This window comes from Pseudomonadota bacterium (assembly GCA_030859565.1).
Lineage (GTDB): Bacteria > Pseudomonadota > Gammaproteobacteria > JACCXJ01 > JACCXJ01 > USCg-Taylor.
The window spans coordinates 1-17,000 of the sequence record JALZJW010000009.1; the positions used below are offsets into that span (position 1 = coordinate 1).

At 53.1% G+C, this 17,000-nt stretch carries 10 protein-coding genes and 2 pseudogenes; 10 read left to right on the forward strand and 2 right to left on the reverse strand.

The features are described from left to right. Positions 1-1,002 precede the first annotated feature (1,002 nt). From M3436_02520 to M3436_02530, 3 genes are all read left to right on the forward strand, one after another. Complete coding sequence (locus M3436_02520) at positions 1,003-4,137, forward strand: polysaccharide biosynthesis tyrosine autokinase (protein MDQ3563044.1); 3,135 nt, start codon at positions 1,003-1,005, stop codon at positions 4,135-4,137. Continuing rightward, on the forward strand, positions 4,134-5,432 hold the full coding sequence (locus M3436_02525) for a glycosyltransferase (GenBank protein MDQ3563045.1): 1,299 nt from the start codon (positions 4,134-4,136) through the stop codon (positions 5,430-5,432). Before M3436_02520 ends, M3436_02525 begins: the two co-directional genes overlap by 4 nt. 389 nt (positions 5,433-5,821) lie before the next feature. After that, on the forward strand, positions 5,822-7,063 hold the full coding sequence (locus M3436_02530) for an oligosaccharide repeat unit polymerase (protein MDQ3563046.1): 1,242 nt from the start codon (positions 5,822-5,824) through the stop codon (positions 7,061-7,063). A 243-nt stretch (positions 7,064-7,306) separates the two neighbouring features. Here M3436_02530 and M3436_02535 read toward each other — a convergent pair whose 3' ends face one another. Further along, the gene (locus M3436_02535) at positions 7,307-8,575 is read right to left on the reverse strand and encodes a right-handed parallel beta-helix repeat-containing protein (protein MDQ3563047.1); all 1,269 of its coding nucleotides are present in this window, start codon (positions 8,573-8,575) and stop codon (positions 7,307-7,309) included. An 894-nt stretch (positions 8,576-9,469) separates the two neighbouring features. On the opposite strand from M3436_02535, the gene M3436_02540 reads away from it, so the two are divergent. Then, entirely contained in the window at positions 9,470-10,351 is an 882-nt protein-coding gene (locus tag M3436_02540) for a hypothetical protein (protein MDQ3563048.1), read from the forward strand. A 1,122-nt stretch (positions 10,352-11,473) separates the two neighbouring features. Here the strand turns inward: M3436_02540 and M3436_02545 are convergent. Beyond that, positions 11,474-11,721 (reverse strand): annotated as a pseudogene (locus tag M3436_02545) (integrase core domain-containing protein). 311 nt (positions 11,722-12,032) lie between these two features. Between M3436_02545 and M3436_02550 the strand changes: the two are divergent. From M3436_02550 to pstA, 6 genes and pseudogenes are all read left to right on the forward strand, one after another. Then, positions 12,033-12,101: pseudogene (locus M3436_02550) on the forward strand (hypothetical protein). A 145-nt stretch (positions 12,102-12,246) separates the two neighbouring features. Next, positions 12,247-13,056, forward strand: a complete 810-nt coding sequence (locus M3436_02555; protein MDQ3563049.1) for an IS630 family transposase — start codon at positions 12,247-12,249, stop codon at positions 13,054-13,056. Positions 13,057-13,092: 36 nt separating this feature from the next. Beyond that, positions 13,093-13,893, forward strand: coding sequence for a glycosyltransferase (locus tag M3436_02560; protein ID MDQ3563050.1), 801 nt, complete (start codon positions 13,093-13,095; stop codon positions 13,891-13,893). Between the two features lie 153 nt (positions 13,894-14,046). Then, positions 14,047-15,030: a PstS family phosphate ABC transporter substrate-binding protein gene (locus M3436_02565; protein MDQ3563051.1), complete on the forward strand. Its 984-nt coding sequence runs from the start codon at positions 14,047-14,049 to the stop codon at positions 15,028-15,030. A 135-nt stretch (positions 15,031-15,165) separates the two neighbouring features. Further along, positions 15,166-16,077, forward strand: coding sequence for a phosphate ABC transporter permease subunit PstC (gene pstC / locus M3436_02570; protein MDQ3563052.1), 912 nt, complete (start codon positions 15,166-15,168; stop codon positions 16,075-16,077). Continuing rightward, positions 16,077-17,000, forward strand: coding sequence for a phosphate ABC transporter permease PstA (gene pstA, locus M3436_02575; protein ID MDQ3563053.1), 924 nt, complete (start codon positions 16,077-16,079; stop codon positions 16,998-17,000). The genes pstC and pstA overlap by 1 nt, the downstream gene beginning before the upstream one ends.

The window sequence follows — 17,000 nt, forward strand, 5'->3', positions numbered from 1 at the left end:
ACCCCATACATCGAACAGGAAGCCCATAAGCTCCCGGCGATAATAGCGCCATCTATTACGCGCAGCATCGCTGTCAACGTGGATTGATACGGACGAATCAATCCACGAGAACCCCTTGTGTTTTCCATGTACTGAACGCTACTCACGGCTCACCTCTCCTTGTGATTATCCTTAACCCGCCAAATTCTCGGCTAACATCCTACTACGTAGCACGTTTACCGTACAAGTCTTTCAGGGATCCAGTTATTTTCCAGTCATTTTCGTGTTCTACTTGCCTTTTTTTGTTGTTAGCACATTCCAAACTCGACTTTCGTTCTGCAGGTCACACGCCGTCTCGTCTCTATACTACTCTATTCTTCGGTAACTATACTCGCTATCGGAGCGGTGTTGCTCCGAATAAATCCGCCCCCGGCATCGTTTTCGCGCCGTTAGGGCACGCCGGATTGGCCGTAAGTGCTAACGGCTACAACTCATTGCGCGAGGTATTTGTAGTCCACTATTGACATCTGAACCCGATCAGGCTCTAGTATATTTAGTGCCTGGGATAGTAGACCTGCTGTCCTTGGAACGCGGGCAAGAAGGTTTATCATTTTGCTCGGCATTTTTGAAAAATGGCCGTCAGCGCCTAGCATGGACATGGTAAGAACATGGAAGGTACAAACGCAGCAGTCCGCAGTCCTTTGCCCTTGGCGAATCGTTGTGGCGTCCCAAGCGGAATCATATGATCGTACGCATGAAAAGGCTTATATACTTTTTAGCGAAGGTATTACGATGGCGTTTTATCCGGGCAAATTCCCACTATAGGAGGTAATTGATGATTGCCCAAAGAAGCAAGGGCCTTCCAAATGAATTTGTGATGAGAGCAGCGGGATCGCATTGGAGTAGCTCATCTAATTAGCCACTGGATAGTGGAGACAAGTAACCGGCTATTATCAACCTTGGTCTTTTTTCAATTTAGCGACTCGAAAAAGCTATCATTATACTTCGAGATTAGAGGCAGTTATGACGAAATCAACAGGACATAGCTTGCAGGAAGATGACACGCCAATGGCAAAGGAACACCGTTCCCTACGCCGAGCCGTTATCAAATCAATAGCACAGATCCCGCAGGACGATAACACCCGTGAGGCTGAGGAGCTTCGTTCGCTGCGCCGATCTCTGACAGAATCAATCGAAGATTTCCCGCAAGAGGATGGCACGCCAGAGAATAAAGACCTCGACGAACACGAACACCGCGTCCTGGCGGAGATTGAGCGCTGCACGAATGCGGACCAGATCGTGGAAATACTTGATAAAGAAGGTGTTTTAACTGCACAAGTCGGGCGCTGGCGGCGCCGGCACGGCAGAGCTAAAGAGGTTGGTTCAAAGAGTTCGATCATAGAAGAGTTTATGCATGAGATCACGGATGCCTTTGTGACCGAATCAATAGAGCATACTCCGCAATCGGATAATGCGCCCGTAGCTACGGCATCTCGTTCCCTACTCCGATCTCTTGCCGAAACAATAGGGCGTATCCAGCGCCAAGCTGTAAGACCAGAGGCTAACGAACTGCATTCCCTGCTCCAAGCCCTTGGAGACTCACTAGAAGATTTTCCGCAAGACGATAGCGCGCCGGAGGGGGAACATGAGCTTCGCTATTTCGACGCCGATCGTGAACGCCGGATTCTTAACCAGGTAGGGCGTTGCAATAATGTTACTCAAATCCTGGAGATCTTCGATCGGGAAGGCATTTCCACTGCAAAAATTTCGGCCTGGCGCCGCCAGCGGGTCAAGAGCGGCGAGCTACACGTGAAGCGCCGGCGCGAAGCTAAAGACATGAGCGGTATTACTACCGTAAAGGATCCCGGATCATCACTAGTGAAAACCCCGGGGCGGCCCTTGATGATGCGCCATGAAGCGACATCTGATGAGCCACTAATTAGCGCGAGCTCGTCAATGTCGTTAGCAGACTTTTTTTCTACACTACGGCGGCGAAAATGGGTACTGATGGGTGTCGTAGGCGCATTGTTGGCATTAACGACCGTGGTTTTATTCATGTTGACTCCACGATACGCAGCTGAAGCATTGATCATGGTCGACGGTCAGGAACGCGTGAACATCGGCATCCCGGAAGTGATGCCGATTCTGCCTATGGATTCCGAGACCATTGCCAGCGAAATTGAAGTCCTTCTCGGACGTAGCATGGCGGGCAAAGTCGTGGATCGGTTGAAACTAGAGCAAGACCCAGAATTTAACGCCGAATTGCAAACGAAAACAGAATTCGCCGAGTTTATCGAGCAACTGAAGAAAACGGTAACAGGAATATTTCGCTCTCCGGAAAAAGAGGCGGAGTCCGATGCGCAACGTCAAGCGCGTGAGCGAGCAGCGGTCATTGATACCTTTCTAAAACAACTCAGCGTCGCTCCGAAGGGGCGATCGCGGGTGATCACTGTCGGATTTGAGTCAAGCGGCGCCGAAAAGGCTTCCCATATAGCAAACGCTGTTGCCGACCTATATATAGGGGCGCGGATCGACAACAAGCTCGGAGCGGCCCGACAAACGACCGAATGGCTGGACGAGCGTATTGCCGCAGTACGTAAGCAAGTTGAGGACTCCGAGGAGGCAGTCGAAAAGTACCGCCGGGAGGCCGGGTTAATCCAAGGCCGGGACGGGACCTTGGTGGCGCAAGAGATCTCTGAATTAAACACACAGTTAGTCCAGGCACGGGCGGAGAGAGCGGCCGCGCAGGCGCGCCTCAGAGAGCAAAAACGAGGGTTAACTTCAGCGGGCGGTAGCGCCGATTCTATTTCCGAAGTACTCGGATCTGCTTTGGTCCAGGGGCTCAGAGGACAAGAAACAGAGCTAGCGCGCAAGTCTGCCGAGCTTTCCGAAGATCTCGGGGAGAAACATCCCACCATGCTGCAGCTACAAGCTGAACGGCGCGATTTACAAACCAAGATAGAAACGGAAATCGGAAAGGTTTATAGAGGGTTGCAGCACGAGGCTGATATTGCTAGCGCCCGGGAATATGCGTTTCAGTCACGACTAAGAGAGCTTGAGAAGCAGGTGGCTAAGTCCAACGAAAGCGATGTTCAACTACGTGCATTGCAAGCGGAGGCCGATGCGAATAAGGCGCTCTTAGGGACCTTTTTGACGCGCACAAAGGAATCGAATTCGCAAGAATATCTTGGGGCACGGCAGGCTGATGCGCATGTCATCTCTTATGCAGATGTGCCCATCAACCCGACTTATCCGAGAAAAAAAATATTCCTTGCTCTGGCCTTCGTCGTTTCGCTGTTTATTGCGTTCACTGTTATATACGTCATTGAGGAGCTGGACCCAGGCTTTCGGAGTAGCGAACAGATTGAACGTGCCACCGGATTGCCAGCTCTCGGTTCGATCCCCAAGTTCGGTGGATTTGCAAGTATTGGTAAAAAACTAGAATCATATATTCTCAAACAGCCCCGATCGGCAATCACCGAGTCGTTCCACGCGCTTTACACGAGTATTCGTTTCAGTACGGTAGGCGTGCCGCCAAGAACCGTTCTTATTGCTTCGTCATTGCCATTGGAAGGTAAGACAACAATAGCTTTGTGCTTAGCGAGACTGTGGGCACTCACTGGGCAACAGGTACTTATTGTCGATGCCGATCTTAGAACTCCGAAAATTCACAGCACCTTAGGCATCAAACGCGAACCGGGCCTTATCGAGATCTTGGACGACGAGATATCTCTTGACGACGCAATCCGACTAGACGAAGCATCTGGCACCTGTGTGATATGCGCCGGACGCCCTGTCACAAACCCGAATTACTATTTGAATTCCGAGCGGTTGGACGTTTTACTCGACCAGTTGGCAAAAAAATTCGATTTAGTGATCCTAGATTCGCCGCCGGTGATGGCCGTCGCGGATACACGGGTTCTTGCAACAAAAGTTGATACCACCGTGTACATCGCGAAATGGGCCTCGACACGCCGAGAAATCGTTAAGTATGGAATAAAAATGATCGCCAGCGCCGGGGGCCGCATCAGTGGAGTTGTGTTGTCGATGGTTGATACAAAAATCCACGCGGCTTCAAGGTTCCCGGATGCAGCCGCATATTATACAAGCCTAAATAAATATTACATGAAGCTCCCTAAGCATACCCAACTATCGTGACAATTATCATCACACCAAGCCGATTTTGTCACGCATTCAAAAGAGGAGTAGCTGATTTCAAAAAGCTAACGATTGTTTTCGCAAGCCACACCTTCATGGGTGGAACCTTTGTTGTTGGCTCTAATCATCTAGCACGTTGCTTAGCGAACCAAGGCCACCGCGTCTTGCACCTGAGCACTCCCATCACACCTTTTCACCTGGCTCGTTGGTCAAATCCCGAAATCAAGGGGCGCTTTAAGACTTGGTGTCATGGTGGGAGAGCGTATCACGATGGGGTGATCGACTACGTACCACTGGGCTTAATTCCCAAGAGGATTGCATACCGACTTTTCACGCAGCGCGGTCCGTGCCTCCTCACGCTTCCATCTATCCGGCACATTCTTCGGCGATATAACTTTACTGCTGTCGATCTCCTTCTAGTTGATCAGCCCATTTTCGTTGGTTTAGAAAAGATCGTTAGCCCCAGGATAACGGTCTATAGAGCGACTGACCTGTACAGAGAAATGCTTGGTAATCTACTTAATGAAACGATCGAGAAAGAAATGGCAAATCGAGCGGACTTTCTTATTGGAACGTCGCAGCCGGTTTTAAACAGATTACGAAGTTTGGCGCCGGACAAACCTATTTCGATGTTGGAAAACGGCGTGGACTACCTGTTTTTTTCAAAGCCTGCTATGGCGCCTCCTGAATATGCCGCGATACCTTCTCCCAGACTCGTTTATGCTGGTGCGCTTGACGGACGGTTCGGATACGAGGCCGTAAGGGCGACAGCAAAGTGTCTTCCACACGCCAACGTCATTCTAATCGGCCCGTACGGAAACGATGCTGTCAAGCAGTTAGGTGCCGGTAACAACATCCATTTATTAGGACTGCGGAAATACCATCAGCTGCCGGCCTACTTTCAGCACGCTGACATAGGGTTACTTCCGTTAAGCGATCATCCGGCGAATGCTGGAAGGAGTCCGATGAAGTTATTTGAGTACGGTGCCAGCGGATTGCCAGTGGTTGCAACTCGAACGATCGAGTTGACCAGGCGTAAGCTCGATTTTGTGTTTTTAGCCGATAACGAGCACGAATTTGTTTCTCACATAATTGACCTAATGGATTGTGCCGAGACACGAGAGAAAATAGGATCAACCGCTAAGGATCTATCAAGCAATTACTCGTGGGAAAAAATAACGCGTCGCTTCCTTACTGAGATTTGCGCTATACAACTGTGGACGAAGTATTCCGGGGGTAGTACCCCTAATTGCATTGTCCGAGAAACGCAGCATGACGACTCGATATCCGTTTAGCTCGAGGCGTCACTCACGTGTATAAATCCGCAAGGAAACTTGTTATGAACTTTTAGGGGTTTGAACATGGATAATGTATACCGCAGAGTTATCTTAGTTACCGGCATGAAATCCAGCAACGTCGAGACTACTTTGCATTGCACCCGGGACTACGATGTAGAGGTTGCGGGTCGGTGGTTCGACGCTGTGTTAGCATGCTTATGCGATCGAGGCGGTTTTTTTATCATGGCACCACAAAATCGAAGGCAACCAAGAGATCGAATAAGTCATATGGGAGATTTGATGCTCTTGAGCAACAATTGTGGTATTGATATGAATGGAATTCAATCGTTAGTAGGGAGATGTGTCAAACTTATTTTGCGTAGGTGTCGCGCTGCATCTAACAAGAGATGAATACGTATTGGTGGTATAAGCCCTACGTTTTAGCGCCGACAGTCACATTGCCGTTTCTAGGTGTTGGGGCCCTCTTGCCCACAGAATGGTACACCACAGCGGGCACTCAAAAGTACCTAGATTTAGAGACCTTCACGATTGGGTTTGTTGCGCTCTTTTGCTATTCCTTAGCAGCTTGGTTCAGTGCACGGTCATATAGCTCATCACCGCGCCGCCATCTCGAACCGCATCTGCAAGTAAATGAGCATACCTATCGCAAGGTAATGCACCTCGTTCTGTTCGTGACCACTGCCGCATATCTCATATGGTTTGGGCCGCTATTGAACCGGCCAGAATTAGTCCTGTCGTTACTCAAAGGCGAGCAGGGTGCAATTTATGCGTTAAAAGAGTATGCGGAAAAGACACCCGGAATTACTTCTTTCACGAATCTGGGTCCTCTTTATGGAGTGTTGTATGCGCTTTATCCGACGGCGACCGGATACGAGCGTCGGCCCGGTGATCGCCTTTTCTTTCTTGGATTTATGTTTCTTGCAGTATTACGCGTTTTATTTTCGTCAGAGCGAGTAGCATTGCTCGAGGTTGTTATCCCGTTCGCCGTAATTATGCTAGGTACTACTTATAGGCACCGAATATTCATAAATTCGCTACCATTCACAGCCATTGGCGCGCTTAGTTTACTGTTTGGCGTTAGCGAATATTTCCGGTCCTGGGTCAATTTCTACATGTATCGTTACGACAGTTTTTGGGATTTTATTTTTAACCGGATGTTTGAGTACTACGTAACGGCGTTAAACAACGGAGCGGGCATGGGTAAGATAGTAGGGCCATTGTTCTTGCCTTATTTTACTGCATCATGGTTTTGGAAATTTCCAATCAATATCCATTCGGAAGGGATGCCGGGTTTGTTTCGAGTTGATAGGTTAATATACGACGGGTTTTTGTACACTTATGCCGACCCCGAAATGAACAATCCGTCAGGGTTATTCAGTCCCATAAACGACTTCGGCGTTTTTTTTGGGGTAGTGCTATGGACCGCTTTTGGCTGGATAGCTGGACGTCTATATCATAGTTTTCAGTACAACTCTATCTATGGTTTGTTGTTTTATCCTACCTGCGTAGTAGCCATTATAGAGATTCCAAGGCTTTTCTACTTCGGTTTAAGTAAAACCTTTCCTCTGCTCATAACAACGGCGATGGTCTGCTGGTTTTTCCGATCGGCTACTCGGCGTGTTGGTTAACGTGGTAACCGCAGCACATTGAAGCGCGCTTGTGTCACTAACTCAGCGGTTATCCAGCAGGGCTGTCTTTGATTGCCCAAGGGCTGGTAGTAGACGCGATAGATCGCCCCGAGACGGAACCGTCTCCATGGGTGGACGGTTCCGCCAGGGGAGTGTTATTGGTCTTGCAGGCTGTATGCATCGACAGCACCTACCCCCTCGCACGAATCTCCTAGATTGTGGCGAGACGTTTGGATGCTAAGTTTATAGAGCGCTTCCCGTTACATTGGGCATGGGCGCTCCGCACTTCGGATTCGACGTCGCCTTACCGTTATAAGTGTTGCCGTAACAGGCAATCTTTTTACCGTTCCGCTTCAAATCGATAACACCTATAGGGTTCCGTCCTACATTATATAAAGCGTTTCCGACCAAGCCCACCTTGGAAACGTAACCAGTTACGGTGATCCCGTCCCTGTACGTGGTATGGACAACATTATTACGAACCATGACATTTTCTACAAAATTGCGGCTCAGGTGGTATCCTGCGATGTGAATACCGCCCCACCCTAATTTTACCCGGATACCTTTAGGGTTATAAACCGGCGCAGTAGTCTGTACATGCCGAATTGTATTGTTTTCCACTAGGACATTACTGACGGGAGGATGTGTCCTTCCTTTTTTATTGGTCTCGCTGTATAAAAGAATACCGGGACCATGGGCGGTATATTGGGCTAAGTTGTTCCGTATTGTAATGTCCTTACCTCCTACAACCGCGATCCCTCTACCCCAATAGTTACCCGCTACATCGTTGTCTTCGATGAGTACATTATTGACTCGATAACTGCTAAGCTGGCCGTAGCTTACTACCGCAATCATGTCATCGCCGTTCTCACGCACGGTGTTCTGGGATATTTTGACATCGCTTGACCTGCCGGTAACATGGATCGCATCAGCATAGGTACGGTATACCGTATTGCGGCCAATGAGCACATTCGTGCTGCTTAAAGCAAAAATACCCGTGGCATAACGAACTTTATTATCAATAATCTGATGATTGCTAGAGTTGAGAGCGACGATGCTATAGCAATTAACTCCATGAGGCTGGCAGCCGCCACGTTTCCAGGACCAAGGCGATTCTTTTCTAAAGCCGTAAATGTGGGTGTTATTGGCAATTAACTGAATAGCATGAGAATTCACGTTGGTTGGCTTGAGTGTGGCACCATACCCCCAAAGCTTCACGTTGGGTTTTGTAAGTTTAAGTGCTTTCGAGTACTTATAGGTCCCCGCGGGGAACTCCAACGTTCCGCCGTTTGTCATGCTATTCATGGCATTCTGAATCGCCTGTGTGTCGTCCTTTACCCCGTCCCCCTTCGCCCCGAAACTCTTGACACTCACGATTGGTTTCGTCTTGATCGGGATGGGCACGAAGCTATTTCCTATGGCGATACGTGGGAGGTTACCGGCAAACGCGACAATTGATATCAACACTAGGTAGCGTATCTGCTTTCCATCAGTAATTTGTAAATTTCCCATAATAATATCCTATAGTGAAAAACCGCTTTCATCCTAATTGAACTTTGATATTGCCAATGGCCTAGGCAGAACCTGCTCGCCATGAGCCCCGCAACGGCTGAAGTATCGGCGGGTGATTCGAGCGACTTAAATATCAACTCGCCGTGCAATTCTTCTGGCAACGGTTCGAGCTGACCATTCAAAATCAGTAATGACCACAGGACCAAGTCTGGTGCATATACCTGAGCGAGGTTCACATCCATTTGATCACCGAGCGTTCGCCGAAGGTATCGGGAGTTCGCGTCCGCTGACGCGGTTCTAGAAACAGTCGTCGCGTATTGATTTATACAGATATAGGGGTACGTGTGGCACGCCGCCGCGCCGCGGACAGCTTTCGGATATACGAAGGGTCCACCAAGCCTATGACCGCACTCGGCAGTTCCGTTCTTCAGGGGTTGCGGAACTTCTCAATGGCGGTGGACTTGAGGCATGATAGGCACCGAGTGCCGGGGCTTTAACATCGCTCTAACGCTCGGCACGATAGATCCTTTCGTCTCCATAACTCTTCCTGTTGTTTCCCGATCATCAGGGAGTAGCCGTGCTCCTCAGCGGTTACGCTTCTCCCCTCCAAGGTTCCAGACCGGGCTTCTCGATGGCGCTTCAACCGCGGGGCTTATCAATCTCCGGCACGAAGTACGCCGATCGAGAACCGCATTCAGCTTGTGACCTCTAGACTCCAAACGACGTTCGTGGAATTTCGGAGATCACCGCCCGCGAGCAATGACACCTCGCCATTATCCACGCGTCCACCTACTGCGATCACGATCACACAATCGCAACGTGTGCCTATCGCTCTGCCGACAGAGCACGAAAGATTTTTCAACTTTGGCCGAATTGCCATCCAGCCGGGCACCTATGTTGCGCCCAGCGCTGAGCTGCCCCAAAACAAGCCAACGTGTAAAAATGAAACATTCACTCCCGATAATGGTATTGACTGTGGCAACGCTATCGGCCCTCAGCGCTTCCACGTTTGCGATCTCATCCCACCCGCACGGGAAGGGCCATGCGGGGAAATCAGGAACGAGTATAACGGTCCACTACGAGCGCCCGTGGATCGAAGCCTCGATCCAGAACGCCCGCTTGCTTGATGTGTTCCGAACCCTAGCAGAGAAAGCACCGCTACGGTATTCCTTTGCGCAAAGGGAAATTGCCGAATACCCAATTTCCGCGGTCGTGCGAACCACCAAGCTCGTCGAAGGGGTCAGGCGAATCCTGAGCGGATTCTCTTATGCTATCGATGTTCGGCGCAGCCATATTCAGGTGCTGGTTTTAAGTGCAGTCACGTCCGCACCGACCATCGATGCGGAAACTGAAGCTGCTTATGTGCCGTACCGGCAAGTCCACGGGGTAAGCGAGCCATCGCTATTAGACGTACCGAATGACCTGGAATCTGAGGTCATCTTTGCTGCCGCCGAGCGTGAAGAGCATGAAGTCCATCTACAACGCGTCCTCACTGACTTGCACTCCCTCGACGTGAACCAGCGCACCGACGCCATTAACGAACTTTTGAGCATTGACGATCCTAGCGCTGTCCAGGCTCTAATCGGAGTCACAAACGCCCACGATAAGCATGAGGATGTCCCGTTGAGGTTAGCCGCGGTAGACGCACTTGCCCAATATGCTCTTGATAACAATTTCTCCGATCGATCGGTCGTGGAAGCGCTCGAACAACTCGCAGGAGATACGGAAGAATCGGTCGCCGGTGCTGCGCAGATGGCGTTGCAGCATCGCGAATAACACGCGCTAATTCGCGGCCATATACTTAAACCTGTCTCGGTAACTTTTCCGTCCAACAACGATCTCTCCATCGCTTTACCGAAGGCGTCCATCTTCCGCAGATGCATGTCCCTACCTTATCCGTGATTCGGTACTGCCTAACCTGAAATATTCGGGCGCGAATTGCCGAATAATTCTGCCAAGTCGCTAGAAAGGTTGCGGCGGCAGGCGACAGCGCGCCGACCACGTTAATTACCTACCATTTTGCGCAATCTTGAATTCGTTGATTATTTCACCTTTCGGATTGAGTAAGGTAGCATGATCCTATGGAAGCTGATCATGTTTTTTTAGGCTCAGCACGGAATCGAGTGGGTAGTTTTGAGCATTTTAAGGCGCTGGTAACATGCAGGTCAGGACTTTCAATCGCAGGTACTCCTCGTCGTTTCGCTGATCTAGCCATCGAAACATGATGCCAAATTCAGCGACCTCGCGACATGCACGAAAGCCTGCAAATATAGGCCGCTCAGCCACCGCTATGGTCCTCATATTACCCACTCGATTCCGTGAAGACCCCTTTTTTTAATTTAATGTACGTGCGATTCTACTATCACGTTCCAAGTGACTGTGTCGCCAACCTTGTTTGCAACAAGACCTGAAAGGCTGTTAACGTCGAACACCACACAATGGGCTTAAGGAAGAAAGTGTTCCAAACAAGCGCTCTATTGACGGTAGTACGTTGGACACGGCAGGCGATAAGGGCGGCCTCGTACATTATTCTCGCCCGCCATCTCGAACCGGCTGATTTTGGTATTGCCATGTCGGCGAAATTACCCAGTGGGCTTTTTGGAATGATTGCAGCAGGCTGGTATGGGGGCAGCGCTAGTGTCAACTAGGCGGGCTATTGAGGAAGCTACCCCCATGGCCTTCTATTGAGCCTTGTGGTCGCGACTACCCTGTGTGTGGTGCGTTCGTGTTTGCATCTTTCTACGCGGATGCATTTGCGCGTCCGGAGCATTGCTGATGGTCTCAACTTTTTCCGGAATCGTGATGGCGATTTTCCTCGCTTACTTCGGTTCGTGATGGTAGCCGGGTTAAAGCAAGTTGGAGTTACCCCCGTTCCGTGGACGGTTTACGGTTTGGGATTCAAGCCTGGCATTGCAGCGGTTGTCTGCGTGTTGGGCATATCCTCCTCTCGTAGTTGACGGGTGACAAGTAGCGTATGGACGAGTGCCGGCGGTGCGGGTTGTACCAGCCCTCGATGAACTCGAAGATGGCCATCTTCGCCTCGGCCTGGCTCTCGAAGCGCCGACGATCCAGCAGCTCGCATTCGGCGTGGCGAAGAAGCTCTCGCACATGGCGTTATCGAAGCAGTCGCCCACTGATCCCATACTGATCCCATGGAGGGCCGTGGCACTCGTAGCAGTTGGTAAAAACAGTGTTTCCCGTGAGGTAAAAAGTCGGCGTACCATGATCACTAAGTACCCCATTTCGCAATTACACTAACGTATTATTGGTAAGTTCGGTCACGTATGGCATTTTGGCTGCGAACCACCAAGAGGGTTCACGTATGCCGAGAAGCAGCCCATTTGTCATCCATCTGTCGGTCGAGGAGGCGCACGAGCTGAAGCGTCGGGCGGCGAAATATACGTTGCCGTATTTCGAAGTACAGCGGGCCAGGATTATTCTCATGGCCTCCCAGGGGATGAGCAACGATGAGATCGCGGCCCGGCTGGACACCCGGCGAGAAGTGGTCAGTCTGTGGCGAAAGCGCTTCTTCAAGGAGCGATTGGCGGGCCTGGAGGAACGAGCCCGCCCAGGTCGCCCCCGGGCTTTCCCCCCCCAGAGATCAGCGTTGAGATCAAGGCGCTGGCCTGTAGCTTCCGGCCACCTTGGGTCTGCCGTTGTCGCGGCTCAGTGTGGCCGATGTGGCGCGGCAGGCCGAGCACTCGGGATTGGTGGCACGCATCAGCGAGAGCACCGTCTGGCGTTGGCTGCACGAGGACGCGATCCGCCCCTGGCAGCACCGCTGCTGGATCTTTCCGCGCGATCCGCAATTCCAGGCCAAGGCCGGACGGATCCTGGACCTGTATGGGCGCACTTGGCAGGGGCAAGCACTGCGCGAGGACGAATTTGTCATCTCCACCGACGAGAAGACCAGCATCCAGGCGCGCGTCCGCATTCATCCGAGCCTTCCCGTTTCTGCAGGCAAGCCCATGCGCGTGGAGCACGAGTACGGGCGCGCTGGTGCCTGGGCCTATCTTGCCGCCCTCGATGTGCACCGGGCGAAGGTGTTCGGCCGCTGCAAGGCAACGACCGGCATTGCACCGTTCGCGCGGCTGGTCGACCAGGTCATGAGCCAGCCTCCCTACAGAGAAGCGCGCAAGGTGTTCTGGGTGATGGATAACGGATCTTCGCATCGAGGCGAGAGTTCGGTTCAGCGGCTGACGCAGGCTCATCCCCGGCTGGTGCCGGTGCATGGACCGGTGCACGCTAGCTGGCTCAACCAGATCGAGATCTACTTCTCCATCGTGCAGCGAAAAGTGCTCACGCCGAACGATTTCCCCTGCTTGGAAGCGGTCGCCGAGAGGCTGTCGAGCTTCGAGCGCTACTACGAAAGCATCGCGCAACCGTTCGAATGGAAATTCACTCGTGCCGACCTGAACGCTCTGCTCGCAAGGATGCGAACAGGGTATTCCGAAAGCCAGCTCCAGAAACTGGCGGCCTAATCGATACGTGTCCGTATTTATGAAACGAGGTACTAAATGATACCACCCCAGGAGTCGCCGGCCGTGCGAGCTGAAGATATCACCATCATCGTCCCAACGCGTAACGAGATGCGCAACATCCCGGCGTTCCTGGGATCGATACCTCCCGATATCCGTCTTATCGTGGTCGACGCCAGCAGTGACGATACCCCGCGATGCATAGGTGAGATCCGTCCGAATAACACCGTTTTGTTGCGTTACCCTGGGACTATCGCCGAGGCACGCAATGCCGGAACGGCGGCAGCCAAAACACCGTGGCTGGTATTCACTGATGCGGATGTCACCTTCCCACCGGGTTTTTTCGACCGATTGATGCAGCACCCATTGAGCGATGCGGTTTATGGCCCCAAGCTATCGATAGGTGACTATAAGAGCTACTACGCGTGGTTTGCCCGCGGTCAAGGGTTGTCGGATAGTCTTGGGATACCGGCCGCCAGCGGTTCCAATCTGTGTTGTCGCCGTGATGTCCTGCGAGCGGTGGGCGGATTTGACCCCGCCTTAGTCGTGAACGAAGACTCCGAATTGATGTGGCGTATCAAGCGCGGGGGCTTTCGGGTCACCTTTGATTCCGCACTGGCGGTCTTTGCCTCCGACCACCGGCGGCTTAAGCAAGGCGCTCTGCGCAAGACAGTGCACTCGATTACGCGCTGTTTCTTGTTGTACTTTGGGCTGCTGCCGCGCCGGTGGCGGTCCAGCGACTGGGGTTATTGGAAGCATGGCGGCATCGGGATCCGGCGCATTCCCAAAAAAGGAGATCTGGCCTTGGTCTATAACGATTTCGAGCGCGACGAGGTTTGAGCCGTGTACCTGTCACATGCCTGTCACATGAATTTTGTCTAATAAAAAGCGTAGTGTTGTCTACGAGGAGCTTGCGATGACCACCAATATAACGATGAGACCAATATTGCTATGAACATCATATTAACGAAGGTTTTCAGACGTTTAGGCACCATGGCGCTCGTTGCCGGTGCGCTGTACGCGACCGCGGTTCGGGCCGAGCCGGTGATCCAGATCGATGGCTCCAGCACGGTTTACCCCGTCACGGAGGCCGTCGCGGAGGAATTCCAGAACGCCAAGAAGGGAGCGATCAAGGTGACAGTCGGCATCTCGGGTACCGGAGGAGGATTCAAGAAGTTCTGCCGCGGTGAGACCGACATCTCCGACGCCTCCCGCCCTATCCTCAAGGAGGAAATGGATGCTTGTGCCGAGAACGATATCAAATACATCGAGCTGCCGGTGGCCTTCGATGCCCTGACGGTCATGGTCAATCCGAAGAATGATTGGGTTGACTATCTCACCGTGGCCGAGCTTAAGAAAGCCTGGGAGCCCGAGGCGCAGGGCAAGGTCCAGAACTGGAAAGACATCCGCCCTGGCTTCCCGGATGCGCCGCTTGCGCTCTTTGGCGCGGGGGCCGACTCGGGGACGTTTGACTACTTTACCGAAGCTGTCGTTGGCGAGGCCAAATCGAGCCGCGGCGACTATGTGGCCAGCGAGGACGACAACGTGCTGGTCCAGGGCATCTCGCGCGAGAAAAACGCGCTCGGGTTTTTTGGCCTCGCCTATTATGTGGAGAACAAGGATAAATTGAAGGCGGTGCCGATCAAGCCCGAGGAGGGCAAGCCGGCGGTGTCGCCGTCGATCGAGACGGTCAATAACGGCACCTATCAGCCGCTTTCCCGTCCGATCTTCATTTATGTCAACGATAAATCCGCGAAGAAACCGGAGGTGAAGGAATTCGTCGAGTTCTATCTCAAGAACGGCGGCGAGCTATCCAAGGAGGTCGGGTATGTCAACCTTCCGGATAAGGCCTATACACTGGCACTCGAGAATTTCCAGAAGCAAAAATTGGGGACCGGCTTCGGCGGGGTGTCAGAGGTTGGCGTGCTCGTGGAGGACCTCTTGACGCGGGAAGCAACTCTGACAGCCGGGCAGTGATTGGTGATGCGTGATCGGTCAGATATCAGGGGGCGTCGTCCGGCGCCCCTTGTTTTTCTGCAGCCCCCAAGACGAACGGGATCACGCGCGATGCACAGCGATAGCGGATTTTCGCGAGCAGCGTGAGAGCTGGCTGTGATCCCAGCCCATTCGCGGTTTGCCCGCCGTCCCTTGCGCCATTGGCGCGAGCGTGCCATCGAGGGTATCCTATTTTTCGCCGCCTTCTCGTCGGTGGCGACGACCATTGCCATCGTCGCCATCCTGGTTTATGAGTCGCTAGGCTTCTTTGAGCATGCGCCGCTGTGGGACTTCCTGACCGACACCCAGTGGTCCATCCTGTTCGCCGAGAAGCACTATGGGATCCTGGCGCTCATATCATCCACTTTGGTGGTGACAGGAGTGGCCCTGCTGGTGGCCGCGCCGCTCGGCACCATCATCGCCATTTACCTGAGCGAGTTCGCCCCCCACAAGGTGCAGGAGACCATCAAACCGACGCTGGAACTCCTGGCGGGGGTGCCCACTGTGGTGTATGGCTACTTCGCCCTCCTGCTCGTAACCCCCATGCTGCAGAACTTCTTGCCCGATCTCTCGGGCTTTAACCGGCTGAGTGCAGGCATCGTGATCGGCGTTCTGATCATCCCCCAGTTGAGCTCCCTCAGCGAGGATGCCATGCGCGCTGTGCCCATGGCCCTTCGCGAGGCCTCCTATGCCATGGGCGCCACGCGCTTTCAGACGGCTATCAAGGTGGTATTGCCCGCGGCGACCTCCGGCATCGTGGCCGCCTACATACTCGGGATCTCGATCGCCATCGGCGAGACCATGGTGGTAACGGTGGCCGCGGGCCAGCAGCCCAACTTCTCCTGGAACCCCATGGAACCCGGCGCCACCATAACCGCCTATATCGCGCAGGTAAGCCTGGGCGATCTCCCCCACGGTAGCCTTGAATATCAGAGTATCTTCGCGGCGGGCTTAGTGCTTATGATCATGACCCTGACACTCAACGTCACGGGGCATCTAGTGCGTAGGCGCTTCCGGGAGGTTTACTGATGCCGGCGCAGGATGTGCAGGAGATCCGGCAACTGGTTGCCCGGCGCAAGCGCTGGGATAAGGTCTTCGCCATCCTCGGGCTCCTGTGCATGATGGTGGGCGTAATGACCCTGCTTGCCCTCATCATCGACATGGCCATAGACGGTAGCGGGCGGCTGTCGTGGGATTTTTTCACCTCTTACCCGTCGCGCCATCCCGAGCGGGCCGGCATCCTCTCGGCTTGGGTCGGCACCGCGCTCGTCATGCTGGTCACCGCCGCGGCCGCGATCCCCCTGGGCGTCATGGCCGGGATCTACCTGGAGGAGTACGCACTGCGCAACTGGCTGACCAATCTCATCGAGATCAACGTGACCAATCTCGCCGCGGTGCCTTCCATCGTCTACGGCCTGCTAGCGCTGGGACTGTTTGTGTACCAGTTCGACTTCGGCGAGAGCATTCTTTCCGCTGGCCTGACCCTGGCCCTGATGATCCTGGCCGTGGTGATCGTGGTCACCCGCGAGGCCATACGCGGGATCCCAGCGGCCATTCGCGAGGGATCGTATGCCTTGGGAGCCACCAAATGGCAGACTGTCAAGGACCACATCCTGCCCTATTCGATGGGTAGGATCCTAACCGGCATTATCATTGGCTTGGCCAGCGCCATCGGCGAAACCGCACCCCTCATCACCATGGGGGCGCTCACCTTTATCGCTTTCCTGCCGCCGGCACCGGTGGAGAGTGGATTCCCTTACCTCTCGTTCGACTGGCTGTTTGCGCCCTTCACGGTGATGCCCATTCAGATGTTCAATTGGGTCTCCCGCCCTCAAGCAGCGTTTCTGGAAAACGCGGCGGCGGCCGGCTTCGTGCTGCTCGTCATGACCCTCGCCATGAACGCCTTGGCCATCTGGCTGCGGATTCGCTTTCGCAAGCGCAGCAAGTGGTAG